This is a genomic window from Cognataquiflexum aquatile, assembly GCF_003316845.1.
GTDB classification, from domain to species: domain Bacteria; phylum Bacteroidota; class Bacteroidia; order Cytophagales; family Cyclobacteriaceae; genus Cognataquiflexum; species Cognataquiflexum aquatile.
Window position 1 is genome coordinate 23,594 of the sequence record NZ_QMIK01000001.1, and the last position, 12,728, is coordinate 36,321.

Sequence of the window (12,728 nt, forward strand, 5' to 3'; positions counted from 1 at the left end):
TCTTTTTGGAATTTGACTCACATGATTTTTAACAAAACCATAACGCCGATACTTTGAATTGAAGAAGATTCTTCAAATTATTTCAATAAAATTACTTGACAATAAATTTTGGTTTGATGATTCTGGCTAACTTTGGGATAGACCATTCAACTTATGAAAAAGAAAAAATATTTACCCCTCAAGGAACTCACAGACACAAAATTGCGGTATTCACAGCTTTATCTTGATGAGCTCAAAAATCCAAAAATAGCAGGTTCCGACACTGAGAAAGCCCATCAGCAATCTTTCCTTTTTCATTTGAACGGTGTGGTTGACGCTTTTCTTGCGGAGTTAAACGAAATTTATAACCTTGGCATTCAGGAAAAGAACCTCAGTCTGGAAAAACTGAAAAACGCCAAATCCGATTCCAAAAAGCCAATCAAGGAAGCATCGAAGATCAAAAAGCTCTATGGCAAAAAGAACTGGCTTGCAGAGTTAAAATCTTTCAATCCCCACTTACCTCTGTCAGACAAAAAATCCAAAAAAACAAAAGGAAAAGCCAAGGAAGAAACTTCCAATCTTGTAGAACAGATCAGCCAAATTCCAACCAACCCCATAATGGACAAATTTGAAGAATGGCAGTCAAAAATGAGAAAATTGGTAAGTGAACTCAGGGAATCTGCCCTCCACGCGAGTGGCAATTCACCCAAAAAATAATAGAATCCTTTTATTTACTTAACTCAAAGCTCTCAGGTGTTGTGGGCCATTTAATTATAAAGATTCGACTGACAATATTATTGGCTCTGATTTGTGTAGCGACATCTTTTGGACAAACAAGCAGAGGTGGACTAGTTGGTGTTTACAAATCCAATGGAAATTCGTTTGAGAGATATTCAATAATGACTCTTGAGGCGAATAACAGGTTTGTTTACAAATATGGACTTGGCGGATGTCAGGGAGAGGTAAAGGGAAATTGGAAAGTAGTTGACAAGAAAATCGTTTTTGAAAATGATGCTGTATTTCTTAAAGACTCAATTATTCATTACCCAAACTTAGGGCTGACGACTTGGACTGTAAAGACGATTGGAATAAAGCCTGAGCAAGCTGTTGATGCTGGTTGCCTAAAGGACGACAACCTTCATTTGAAGGAAGGAGTGATTTCAAGTGAAGATTTTAACGTTTCAATCGTTAGACTAATCGCGACACCTGAGAGGTATCATGAGAGAAAAGTTCAAGTTGTGGGTTTTATGAATTTAGAATTTGAAGGTGACGCAATCTATTTACACAAAGAGGACTATGAAAATGGACTAACTAAGAATGGATTCTGGGTCACGTTCTCCACCAAGTTGGACAGGAAGGAAATAAATAAACTGAATAAAGTTTACGTACTAATAGAAGGCACGTTTAACAAAGATCGAAATGGACACTTGGGACTTTTCGGTGGAGAAATTTATGAAATCACACGAATTATAAAGTGGGGAAATTAAACGGCACACAACGTGCATAATCAATGGCGGGGTTCAGTATAAATTTGTAGTTTAGTTTTTCAAACAACGTTTGATTTCGTGGGACAGTGACTCGCTTCGAACACCCACCACTGCTTATGCACAAACGTTTAGGCCTGAGATTTTTTTGTTATCAAAAACCCTTACTGAATCCGACTCCAATCATCCATGAATCATAAACTCCGAACTTTAGATCATACTGGATAGTGGCAAAAACCTCCCAATCATTTTCTATTTCCCAGCCTCTTTCTATTCCTAACCGGAGAAGTGACAAATTCTCTTCTCTAGCAAATTCTTTTCCAGCCCCCGCCAGGAAAGACCACCGCTCATGGGGTTTGTATATCCCCACCAAGGTCATGGTAAGCGGTCTTTCTCTTTCAAATTCCTGATTTCCTTCAAAATCGATGACCGTAAAGGTTTCTGTGATAAAATCAGAATGGAGCCCTAGAGCCCATTTTCTATTGATCTGATAATTGTAATCCAATCCCCATGAGGGAACTGAAAAAAGCTTTTTTTCACCTTCTGATTCTCCTGAGGGTATGTGGGTATGTCCTATCATCAAGGAAACCCTGTGCCGGAGCGGTGCTTCTATATCCTCCTCCACCAAATCCTGGCAAAAAGAAATGGTGGCAAATCCGAAAATAAACAAAGAAGTTATCAGCAGTTCTACTTTCCTTTTGTTTTTCATTTTCAATTGGAGTAAGTGATTGTTATTAATTTCTTAAAAAAAACCGTTTTCTGACATTTTGGAATTTTGCTCAAGCCTAGATTTATAAGCCGATTTATAGCTTCAGTAATATAAGAAAAATGAACACATGGAAAAATCAAAGAGGAAAGTCTTTTTTGAATACCAAAAGCAAATTAACACCGTGATTTACCTTAAGGCAAATTTACCTCAAAAGGAAATATCACCTTCCAATCTGTTTTCATATTCACAACAACCCATTTGTTTTTGGTGGCGTCATCCAAAGCTTTGGAAAGATGGCCAAAAGGGGAATCTTTGTCATAAGCATATTCCCTCACCGAATCAGTATGGTGGACGATCATTCCTAATCTTGGTCCATCTCCTTTGGAAGTATATTCCAACATCGCGTAATCCCCATCGGAATTACCGGCCGCAAAGACTGGCCTTTTACCGATATGTTGGTGGATACCCAAAGGCTTGCCTTCTTTGTCATCAATGAAATTGAGTTCAGGAAGTTTGGTGATGACAGGTACACCATCCACTGATTCATATTTGGCTTTTATCGAACTTCCAATGACTTGATAAGGGGGTATTCCATAGGCTTTCTCCGCCCATACCCTCATAAAATCAATTCCTCCACCTGACACTATAAAAGTTTTATAGCCATTGGCACGAAGGTATTCCAAAAGTTCTACCATAGGTTGATAAATCATTTGGTCAAATGCCTGACCGGTTTTAGGATGTTTAGCGGTTTCAAGCCAAGCGGTTACAGATTTCTCAAATTCGGTGGTTGTCATCCCAGCATGTGACACCATAATCATTTCTAACAAAGCTTTTTCCCCTCCTTTCATCACGGCTTCCAAATCACCGGAAACAACACTTTTAAAAGGCTCTTTGGATTTCCAATCAGGATGGTTGGGAGCTTCTTTTTTGATATAATCAATGCCGTAAGCCATCTGAAAATACATCGGCTGCTCACTCCAAAGGGTCCCGTCATTGTCAAAAACTGCTATACGGTCTGCTTCAGGAATAAAATCAGGACTTCCTGTTGTGGTCGTTGTGGTTACAAAATCAATTATTTGCTGCTTTGTACTGGTTTCATTCCAAGAGGGAAGAGGATCAGGTGCTACGACAACCTCTTTTGGTTTTGGACTGCTGCAGCTAAGAGCTAAAATTGTGAATGATACAAAAATCGCAATAGACAAGATTGATTTGAATTTCATGGCCTTTAAAAATTAAAAGCCGGGATCACCCTTTTGGATAATCCCGGCTTCAATGAAATCTAATTATTGTTTTCTGGAGCCTTGTGTTACAGATTCCATGACGGCTTCTAGGTTAAACGATCCGGGTTTTTGTCTTGGTGGGTAATCTTTGAAACTTTGGAGCCATTTTGCTACATAAGCTCCCGCAGGGGCGATCATGAACATATGTTCCAAAAACCATCTGTCGTAATCCATTCCTATTTCATGTGCCAATTCAAAAGGATCCATTCGGAGGTTAGTCAATAATGGAGCTCTCAGCACAGTGAACGGTTCAAGCCAAACGTGCAACCCGTGGGCATCCTGACGCAGGAATGTTGCTTTCCAATTGCCGTATCTCAAAGCAGCTACGCTTCCATCATCTGTCCAATAGATAAATTCCTGACGTGGCCATGCTTCTTCTCCTTTAAGGGCCGGTAGGAGATTGTAACCATCAAGATGAACCTTGTAGGTCATTGTCCCAATTTTTTTACCTTTTAGTAACTCATTTTTAATATTGGGAGAGCCTGCAGCTGCGAGTAAGGTGGTCATCATGTCTTCATGAGCGCCTATTTCATTGATAACAGTTCCAGGTTTAATAACTCCAGGCCATCTGATGGCAGTAGGAACTCTGTAGCCTCCTTCCCATTGGGTGTTTTTCTCACCTCTAAACATCGTGGTGCCACCATCAGGCCAGGTAAATGCCTCTGCACCATTGTCAGTGGAATACATCACAATGGTGTTTTCATCAAGTCCAAGTTCTTTCAATTTGGCCAAAATCAAACCCACCTGACGGTCATGCTCTACCATGCCATCTGCATAGATGCCCAATTTTGTCTTTCCATTGAGGCTATCCAAAAGATGGGTAAAGATGTGCATTTTGGTGCTGTTCCACCATAAGAAAAACGGTTTATTTGCTTTGGCTGCACGCTCCATAAAATCCATGGCTTTGTCATTGACTTCTTCGTCAATGGTCTCCATTCTTTTCTTTGTCAGCGGTCCTGTATCGGTGATTCTTCCATCAGAAAAACTATGGATAACTCCCCTAGGTCCAAAATTCTTTTTGAAATCAGGATTTTTTGGATAATCAGGATGCTCAGGTTCTTCCTCAGCGTTCAAATGGTAAAGGTTTCCGTAAAATTCGTCAAAACCATGGGCTGTAGGCAGCATTTCATCCCGGTCTCCCAAGTGATTTTTTCCAAATTGACCTGTCATGTAACCCTGCGCGCGAAGTAGGGTGGCAAGGGTAGGGTCTTCCTTTTTCATCCCCTCGGGAGCACCGGGAAGGCCGACTTTGGTCAGACCGGTCCGGATGGGAGATTGGCCGGTAATGAATGCAGCCCTACCAGCGGTACAGCTTTGCTGTCCGTACCAGTCTGTGAACAAGGCACCATCTTTTGCGATCTGATCAATGTTTGGAGTTTTGTATCCCATCATGCCAAGATTATAGGCTGAGATGTTAAACTGACCGATATCATCTCCCCATATCACAAGGATATTGGGCTTTTTTTGTTGAGACCATGCCATACTGATGCTTAATGCCAGTAACAGCACACTGAAGGTTGTTTTTTTCATATTTGGATTTTGGTTAGTAAAAATTGAATCTACTGAATTTTATGTAATGTTTCGGAGGGTAATTCCCCGAAAAGCATTTTGTAATCCACTCCAAATTGTCCCATATGGGTGAATCCATATTTTGATGCAATTTCTTGTACGGTTATTTCCTTGGGAGAGGAGGAAATCAGGAGGTCTCGTACTTTCTTGATTTTGAAATTCTTAATATACCGCTTAGGACTTTCACCTGTCACCTTTTTGAAGGCATAGTAGTAGGTCCGAGGAGCCATATTTTTTTCTGCAAGAATGGAACCCAGATCGACCTCTACTCCCGACATAGCGGTTGTCTCCATAATTGTTATCGTATCAATGATATCGCTTTTGCGCACTTTGATCCCTATAAAATCAGCGTTCTTCAAGTTTTTTTGAATCTAAAATGAAAGGATGGATTTATATTATTTGCAGGTTTTGGGAACTGCCAATAATCTCCAAATTTATGTTTAACTCCTTTGGGCACGCATTTGGGATCAGTAATTCTTGCAAAAACTCATCGAATATTGGCAAACATTATCAAAATTTCGCCAAACATGGAATTGGAGAATGAAAAATGGGGAAGTAGAAAAAAGGAAGAAATTAAATTTTTAACCTTCGGGTATACTCAGAAGGTGTCATTCCTGTAAATTTTTTGAAAGCAGAGGAGAAGGAATTCCTGTTGTTGAAGCCGCATTTATGTGATAAAGCCTCTAAAGTGTAGTTTGAATATTCACCTTTTTGGATAAGCTCAAGGCAATATTCAACTCTTTTTTTGTTCAGCAGATCTGAAAAAGTCGAATCCAAAGACCGGGTGATGCAGGCTGAAATCTGATAGTAGGGGACCTGTGTATCCCTTGCAAAATCCTGTATGGAATAGCCATGGTTGAGGTATACCTGCTTTTCATCTATCCACTTGGTGATAAGGCCTCCCAATTCCCGCATTTTTGCCTCTTGATAATGGTCAGGCTTGTCTTCTTTTTGTGATTCAATGGAGCGCGGTATTTGGTCTGATACGTATTTCACCTCGTTGATACCATAAAGTAGTTTGGGATAGAAATAGAGCAAAACCGCACTGAAAAACAGTAAGATGGCAGCCGATGAATGGACAAGCGTAAAAGCCAAACTGCTGTCCAACCAAAAGAAGGTAAGGTAGTAAGGGAAAAATAAAAAAAACTGAAGCACCATAAAAGAAGCAATCCATACTTTCCAGTCTTTTTCAAACTTGGTTTGATCTCTTTTCAGGCTTTTTTGCCACCTGACCAAAGTCACTATTTGTACTATCCAATAGACATTGATAAGCGCAGTTCTGAAGAATTGGTGAAATCCTTTTGGAAAAAACCGGCTTTGATTAAATCTTGTGAATTGGTTTGGGTCTTTGATATCATCAAGAATCAGTTTGATTTTTTCTTCATTTTCCAAAAATAGGACAGGGGCAAAATCAATGCTGTAAATCAACAGGGGAATGAAATGAAGTGCGTCATACCATTTCAGAGACCGGTTTTGTGTGATGCACTGAACATATAAGAAGGGCATGGGGACAAAAATCCAACCAAAAATATTTCCTGTTCGGTACAATTTTGGAAAATGGACCATTAACCCCGAATTGATAAGCAGTACTATAAAAATGGCAGCGGAAAGACTTAAAAAATATAAGGCCAGTGGAAAATTAAATTTATTCCTTCTCAAGGAATAAATTAAAATAATAACCCCGGTGATGGTGCCAACAATTACCGATATAAAATAAATGAGGTTGGCAGGTTCTAGTTTTAAAAACATCCGGGAAATTTAAGGAATTTGGTCTAAAATTTTCCTTTATTCATTTCTTTACCGAAAAAGTAGTGGTGAGACCCCGAGGGGTCTAACGTTGAATAGCCATGGGTTCTCCCTAACGCTATCGTGGACCGGGGATAGAACGTGGTGCGATGTCAGGCCAACCCAGAAGGCCTGCCTGCCACAGGCAGGGGTTGAATTAATCATTGGATAATTGGCTTGAAATTGATTTTCATGCCTTGACTTTCCCTGTTTTTGGCGGAATCCTTTTTTTTCTCTTTTCCTTGCTTCGGCCAAAAACCGGAATCGCTGGTTACGTTTCTTACCCCAGGTAAGGAACGCAACCCGGGGTTATTAATATTTGACCACTTCGTGGTCAGTCGTCGCCAATTTTTGTGTCTCTGTCCGCCAAAGTTTGCGTCTCTACAAACATTTCCTCATTCTTTCGGCTAAAGCCCAAATGCTTTTTCTCATTTATTCAACGACCAGCTAAAGCAGGAGGAAAGAAAAGCCATGTTAATCCTCAAATGGAATTTCCAATCTTAAAAGAGTTTAAGCGATTTCCTGAAATTCTTTAAGACCTTTTTCGGTCAAGTAAGGGAAAAAACATCCTAAAATCCCTTTCAAATAAACAGGCTTCATTTCAGCATATGGTTTTGTAGTATGGTAGATTTCAAGGCTGATCACCCAAGTCGTAAATAAGCTTACATATTGAAAACTAAATACCTCAAATTTTTCCGGTTGGAGGATTTCGGAAGTTATCAATCCGGCATCGATGAGCGGTAAAACGCTCCATCGAACCTGTTCAAAATTTGATTTGTAGCTTTCTGTTACCCTTTCATGGATTTCTTTCTGACCGCTATTTGTCGTCGATACAAAAATGATGGCACTTCTATATTCATATTGTAAATCCATAACAACCGAACAGATTTTATAAAGCCTTTCAAAACTAGGGCTTTCCGTTTCGTCAAAATTCAAAAATAGATTGGCAAATTGCTCATCATAATCTTTTGAAATAGCTACAAAGAGATCTTCTTTTGTTGGAAAGTAGTTGGTAATTCTTCCTTTGGATAGATTTAAGATAGCAGCCAACTGATTTAAAGTCAAGTTCAACCCATATGAATTGTACACTTTCCGTGCTTCCCTGATTATAGTCTGACGCATTTCCACGCCTTTCTGATAATTTCCCATTGAATTCAAAACAAAATTTTTTTTTTGATCTTAAACATTTAAATTTTAATGATTATCAGATCTTATATGCTTTGAATGCAAATGTTTTGATCCAAGAATTGAATCGAGGAATTTCATTTTAATAATTTCCGGCATTTGCTTATCAATTAATTCAAAAAATCTCCATTATGAAAAAATTAATTGTTCTCATTTTTCTTTTTACCGGGACGTTTTCCCTAGCCCAAAAAAGGGGTCAAACGGTTAAGTCGGGCAAGCCAAATATCCTCCTCATTTGTACGGATGATGTCGGAATATGGAATGTGGGAGCATATAGCCATGGCATGATGGTGCCGACGCCAAACATTGACAGGTTGGCCAGAGAAGGAATGTTGTTTACAGACCATTATGCTGCTCCGACCTGCACTCCCGGCAGGGCCATGTTGGTAACCGGTCAATTGCCTATCAGGACTGGCCTGACTACAGTTGGGATGGCCGGTTCACCCATCGGCCTCAGCGAAAAAGATCCTACATTGGCAGAAGTCCTCAAACCCCTTGGTTACCGGACTGGCCAATTTGGAAAAAACCATTTGGGCGATAGAAATGAACATCTGCCCACGGTACATGGTTTTGATGAATTTTATGGAAACCTATACCACCTCAATACAGAAGAAGAGCCCTATTTAGCAGCTTGGCCAAAAGATCCGGGATTTGACCAGCGCTATAAACCTCGGGGTGTCCTTGATTGCAAAGCCACTGAGATAGACAATCCAACGATCGATGGTCGGTTTGGCAAAATAGGGAAGCAGACCATCAGGGATACGGGGCCGCTTGATCCCAAGAGAATGGAAACTGTAGATGATGAATTCAACAACAAAGCGATGGATTTTATGGAGCGGTCAGTGAAGGCCGGGGATCCTTTTTTTGTCTGGCACAATCCGACAAGAATGCATATCTATACCCATCTGAGACCTGCCCACCAAAACCTTGCAACACCCTATTCTTCCGAATTTGATGTGTTTGGTAGTGGTATGATGGAATTGGACATGATGATTGGCACTCTTCTGAAAAAATTAGAAGACTTGGGAGTGGCTGAAAACACAATCGTGATATTCACAGCCGATAATGGCGCGATGGTGGATTGGTATCCTGATGGAGGCACCACGCCCTTTAGAGGAGAAAAAGCCACCACATGGGAAGGAGGAGTGAGGGTCCCCATGTTGATCAGATGGCCTGCAAAGATCAAAGCTGGTTCTGTTTCAAATGGCATACAAGATCATACAGACCTGTTTACTACACTTGCAGCAGCTGCAGGAATTGATGATGTCGCCGAAAAATTAAAAGAAAGCCATAAGGTTTATATAGATGGTGTCAACAACCTCGCTCATTGGACATCCCAAGCGCCTTCTAAACGCAACTTTGAAATTTATTATAATGAAAGTGATTTGGCGGCTATTCGGATTGGTCCTTGGAAGTCACACATGCTCCAGCGGGAAGGGTTTTTCGATTACAATAAACCAAGTGCACTGATCTTCAACTTACGGTCTGACCCCTTTGAAAGACAAGATGGTTGGAAGTCGCGCGAGATAGCGATGAAGCTTGGAATAGCTTGGGGCGGTCAGATCCAAGATGTATTACAAAAACATTATCTCAGCCTTCAACAATTTCCTCCCAGGCAAAAAGGAGCTTCCCTTAGGGCAGGTGAGTAAATTTTAGGCTGAACTCCTATCAAATCGTTTTACCTAGGAAAGAATTTTGGCTAAAATCTAAAAAGGAAACAGCATGGGAAAGAACCGAATTGCGATTACAGGCAGTCAATCAAGGATGGGATTAGCCTTTCGATTGCTGTTAGAAAAATCAGACTTTGTGGTGGATAATCTGTACAACATTATAAACTGGGACAATGCTGCTAACAGGCTGGACAATGCATTGAAACTTATAAAATAGCAGAGGACAATAGCTGTTTATTTAAAAAATCTTCTCAACTTCTCTTCATGCCAATTTTTGTGGAATAATAAATTTTGTTGATCCTGAATTATTCATTTCTTTTGGCTAATGCCCAACTACCTGTTTTCATTTTTACAGCCACCCACTAAAGCAGGTGGCAATTAAAACCAAGTCCACGATGCGACTGAATTTCAATCATCATTCAACATTCTGAATTTTTCATTTCAAAAAGTTTCCCCGCCAATGTTTGTGTCTCTACAAACATTACGCTTTATTTTTTTCAAGGACCTTATTCTCGCATCTCGGCTCTCGCTTCTCGCTTCTTTAAAAACTCTCATTCACATTCAGGTAAAAACCTGAATTGCCTTTTTGACCCCAACCATAGTCTGCAGTGATCGTGGTGCGGTTCTGTTTGTTGATCATGACACGAAGACCCAATCCATATCCCGGATTGAATTGCTCAAAAAGTTTCTCGTTGGTGTCACGACTGCTGAAACTTCCCGCATTGACAAATACTGTCCCACCAAAGGTTTCCTTGTTTCTTTGAAGTGGAAAGCGGTATTCCGCTTCTGTATAAACCATACTTTCACCTCTAAATCTACCCTGTGCATAGGCCCTGCCTGACCTTCCAAACATATCCCAACCTATGGACGGCAGGTTCATATACGGTAAATCACCGGATACAAGAAAATTGCCCAATCCCCAAACTGCAATCAGGTGTCTTTTTCTTCTTTCGCTCAGGTTGAAATAGTGCCTGTAGTCCATTAGAAGGGTACTTGAGGATTTGTCTGAACCAAGGAAAGTGGGATTGACTTTGTAGGAGAGGAGTGCAAAGTTTTTTTCGTAAGGAGAAACAGCGATGTCCCTGTTTTCCATGACGGCATTGAAGGTAATCCCCGACAGAATATATTTATCCGTCGAAATCCCACGGGCAATGTTATAAGCATCATGTGAAAATTCGAGCTCAGGAGCATTTTCTTCACCCGAAAAGTTGTTGATTTTAGAATGAAGGTCAAAATGATACCCCATTCCAAGATAAAACTTTGAATCCCCAATCCGCCTTAATACTGTTTCATAAAACCGGATCAGGTTAAAATCCATTTGTTGTTCGCCCCGCCAAACTCCGGGTCTCGCGGGATCTTCTACGGGTTCATTGGGAGCACTGCTTCCCAATCCAAAAGTAGGCTGAGAGGTGATGAAATAACGCCAGTCACCGACTAGGATCCATTTGTTCTTGTCCAAAAAAATGTTGCTTCTTGAGCTAAAAATCCACTGTTTCTTGGTCGTATAAAGGAAATTGCCAACGAAATTTGACATTTTGGTGTCGGCAGGGTTACCCATATACCAGGTGGCTGAAGGGGCTAAACCAAACATCCAACCATTTGCCGGATTGGAGCCAATGGCAGGTAAAGGCACCCACCTGAATTCATGGATTTTGTTGGGAGCATAAACCACAGAATCCTGGGCTTTCAATTCCTGAAAAATGCCCAAAAATATGATTAACAAGGAAAGTGCCTTCATGGAAGCGATGTTAGGGTAAATGTTTTGGGTATTATTACTTAATACAGCTTTGAACCTAGAACAATACTTAGCAAATGATCAAAAGCTGATTGATTTGGATAAACGTGTACCGCTTTATTGAATGTACTGAATTATTTCCTAAAAAGGAAAATAAGCAGCAATCTGGTGCGGGTTGCCTATCAAATAAATTTTAGGCTTTGGAGGTTATTTTTTGTCAGCAACGCACCTGAATCCTACATTGGAAGTACCGCTGTCGTAAGCGTGTCCCTGTCTGGCTGAAGGCCGGTAATTGATACAGTAATCATCCGCACAGAGGAAAGAACCCCCTTTGATGACTTTTTCAATGGCATAAGGATTATCAGGATTATAACATTTGCTGATTGCACTGTCGAGTGCAGGTGCTTCACCTGACATTCTGAGAAATGTGGCCGCATCAAACCAGTCACTTGTCATTTCCCAAACATTGCCTATGATGTCATAAAGTCCAAAATCGTTTGGCGGAAAGCTTTTGACAGGTGCAGAGCCCAAAAAACCATCCCTTCCTTCATTGGCATGTGGAAAATCCCCTTGGAAAGTATTCGCCATGAATTGCCCGTTTGGCTGGAAATCTACGCCCCACGCATAGCGTTGGCTTTCTTTTCCTCCCTTTGCGGCATATTCCCATTCTGCTTCTGTAGGCAACCGCTTTCCTGCCCATTTTGCGTAGGCTTCAGCATCTTCATCCGCCATATGCACGACGGGATGGTTTTCTTTTCCTTTGATACTACTTCCGGGACCTTCGGGGTGTTTCCAGCTTGCACCGTCTACCCATTTCCACCAAAGCGCTAGGTCATTTGATTGTGTCGAGACAGCCTGGGCAGGTGGAGAAAAAACCAAGGAACCGGGTTGCATGTCCTTATCAGCCGGTCGAGGGGTGCCGGGAGGAAGCTGAACTTTCATTTCTTCCCAATCCAATGGCCTTTCTGCAACGGTTATATAACCGGTCTCTTCCACAAATTTGGCATATTGGGCATTGGTCACCTCCGTCACATCCATATAAAAACCTTTGACTTCCTTCCGTACTGCAGGTCGTTCTACATGATAGGATTCCTTCTCATTTGTACCCATGGTAAAAGTACCTCCTTCAATCCATACCATCCCTTCCTTCGAAAAATCCGAGGCTTGCTGTATCTCATTTGCCTTGACTTCTACCTCTTTTTCCTTAGGATTACATTGGGCAAAAAGAAATCCTGTCAACAAAACTGGAAATGCAAAATAGTGGGATTTTTTCATTGGTGGGTTTAAATTTTGTTTCATAAAGGTAGGGGAGTCCAAGAATATTAGCAATAT

At 40.8% G+C, this 12,728-nt stretch carries 12 protein-coding genes; 4 read left to right on the forward strand and 8 right to left on the reverse strand.

Annotated elements, in window-relative coordinates; genetic code table 11:
• Window positions 1-153: 153 nt before the first annotated feature.
• Together DQW11_RS00125 and DQW11_RS00130 are read left to right on the forward strand one after the other, a co-directional pair.
• Window positions 154-696, forward strand: a complete 543-nt coding sequence (locus DQW11_RS00125; RefSeq protein ID WP_113921975.1) for a DUF6586 family protein — start codon at window positions 154-156, stop codon at window positions 694-696.
• Window positions 697-776: 80 nt separating this feature from the next.
• Window positions 777-1,466 carry a hypothetical protein gene (locus DQW11_RS00130; RefSeq protein ID WP_113921976.1) on the forward strand — a complete coding sequence of 230 codons (690 nt, stop codon included), beginning with the start codon at window positions 777-779 and terminating at the stop codon, window positions 1,464-1,466.
• 151 nt (window positions 1,467-1,617) lie between these two features.
• Here the strand turns inward: DQW11_RS00130 and DQW11_RS00135 are convergent, their stop codons facing one another.
• The 6 genes from DQW11_RS00135 to DQW11_RS00160 all read right to left on the reverse strand — a co-directional run bounded on the left by DQW11_RS00135 (window position 1,618) and on the right by DQW11_RS00160 (window position 7,955).
• A complete protein-coding gene (locus DQW11_RS00135) occupies window positions 1,618-2,172 on the reverse strand; it encodes a hypothetical protein (RefSeq protein ID WP_113921977.1) in 555 nt (184 codons plus the stop codon).
• A 191-nt stretch (window positions 2,173-2,363) separates the two neighbouring features.
• Window positions 2,364-3,392, reverse strand: coding sequence for an HAD family hydrolase (locus tag DQW11_RS00140; RefSeq protein WP_113921978.1), 1,029 nt, complete (start codon window positions 3,390-3,392; stop codon window positions 2,364-2,366).
• Window positions 3,393-3,455: 63 nt separating this feature from the next.
• Window positions 3,456-4,982 (reverse strand): arylsulfatase, encoded by a 1,527-nt coding sequence (locus tag DQW11_RS00145; RefSeq protein WP_113921979.1) that lies wholly within the window; start codon window positions 4,980-4,982, stop codon window positions 3,456-3,458.
• Window positions 4,983-5,011: 29 nt separating this feature from the next.
• A complete protein-coding gene (locus tag DQW11_RS00150; RefSeq protein ID WP_113921980.1) occupies window positions 5,012-5,380 on the reverse strand; it encodes a helix-turn-helix domain-containing protein in 369 nt (122 codons plus the stop codon).
• A 214-nt stretch (window positions 5,381-5,594) separates the two neighbouring features.
• Window positions 5,595-6,587, reverse strand: a complete 993-nt coding sequence (locus DQW11_RS00155) for a helix-turn-helix domain-containing protein (protein ID WP_157965980.1) — start codon at window positions 6,585-6,587, stop codon at window positions 5,595-5,597.
• A 729-nt stretch (window positions 6,588-7,316) separates the two neighbouring features.
• Window positions 7,317-7,955: a TetR/AcrR family transcriptional regulator gene (locus tag DQW11_RS00160; RefSeq protein ID WP_113921982.1), complete on the reverse strand. Its 639-nt coding sequence runs from the start codon at window positions 7,953-7,955 to the stop codon at window positions 7,317-7,319.
• A 167-nt stretch (window positions 7,956-8,122) separates the two neighbouring features.
• Between DQW11_RS00160 and DQW11_RS00165 the strand changes: the two genes are divergently transcribed.
• Window positions 8,123-9,640, forward strand: coding sequence for an arylsulfatase (locus tag DQW11_RS00165; RefSeq protein ID WP_113921983.1), 1,518 nt, complete (start codon window positions 8,123-8,125; stop codon window positions 9,638-9,640).
• A 73-nt stretch (window positions 9,641-9,713) separates the two neighbouring features.
• Window positions 9,714-9,878 (forward strand): hypothetical protein, encoded by a 165-nt coding sequence (locus DQW11_RS22140; protein WP_157965981.1) that lies wholly within the window; start codon window positions 9,714-9,716, stop codon window positions 9,876-9,878.
• Window positions 9,879-10,202: 324 nt separating this feature from the next.
• Here the strand turns inward: DQW11_RS22140 and DQW11_RS00170 are convergent, their stop codons facing one another.
• Complete coding sequence (locus DQW11_RS00170; protein WP_113921984.1) at window positions 10,203-11,399, reverse strand: BamA/TamA family outer membrane protein; 1,197 nt, start codon at window positions 11,397-11,399, stop codon at window positions 10,203-10,205.
• 204 nt (window positions 11,400-11,603) lie between these two features.
• Entirely contained in the window at window positions 11,604-12,671 is a 1,068-nt protein-coding gene (locus DQW11_RS00175) for a formylglycine-generating enzyme family protein (protein WP_113923130.1), read from the reverse strand.
• Between the last annotated feature and the right edge of the window lie 57 nt (window positions 12,672-12,728).

Bases quoted from the DNA above. Each gene is read 5' to 3' on its own strand.
- DQW11_RS00125 (WP_113921975.1), top strand. From the start codon at position 154: ATGAAAAAGAAAAAATATTTACCCCTCAAGGAACTCACAGACACAAAA.
- DQW11_RS00135 (WP_113921977.1), bottom strand. From the start codon at position 2,172: ATGAAAAACAAAAGGAAAGTAGAACTGCTGATAACTTCTTTGTTTATT.
- DQW11_RS00140 (WP_113921978.1), bottom strand. From the start codon at position 3,392: ATGAAATTCAAATCAATCTTGTCTATTGCGATTTTTGTATCATTCACA.
- DQW11_RS00145 (WP_113921979.1), bottom strand. From the start codon at position 4,982: ATGAAAAAAACAACCTTCAGTGTGCTGTTACTGGCATTAAGCATCAGT.
- DQW11_RS00155 (WP_157965980.1), bottom strand. From the start codon at position 6,587: ATGGTCCATTTTCCAAAATTGTACCGAACAGGAAATATTTTTGGTTGG.
- DQW11_RS00160 (WP_113921982.1), bottom strand. From the start codon at position 7,955: ATGGGAAATTATCAGAAAGGCGTGGAAATGCGTCAGACTATAATCAGG.
- DQW11_RS00165 (WP_113921983.1), top strand. From the start codon at position 8,123: ATGAAAAAATTAATTGTTCTCATTTTTCTTTTTACCGGGACGTTTTCC.
- DQW11_RS22140 (WP_157965981.1), top strand. From the start codon at position 9,714: ATGGGAAAGAACCGAATTGCGATTACAGGCAGTCAATCAAGGATGGGA.
- DQW11_RS00170 (WP_113921984.1), bottom strand. From the start codon at position 11,399: ATGAAGGCACTTTCCTTGTTAATCATATTTTTGGGCATTTTTCAGGAA.
- DQW11_RS00175 (WP_113923130.1), bottom strand. From the start codon at position 12,671: ATGAAAAAATCCCACTATTTTGCATTTCCAGTTTTGTTGACAGGATTT.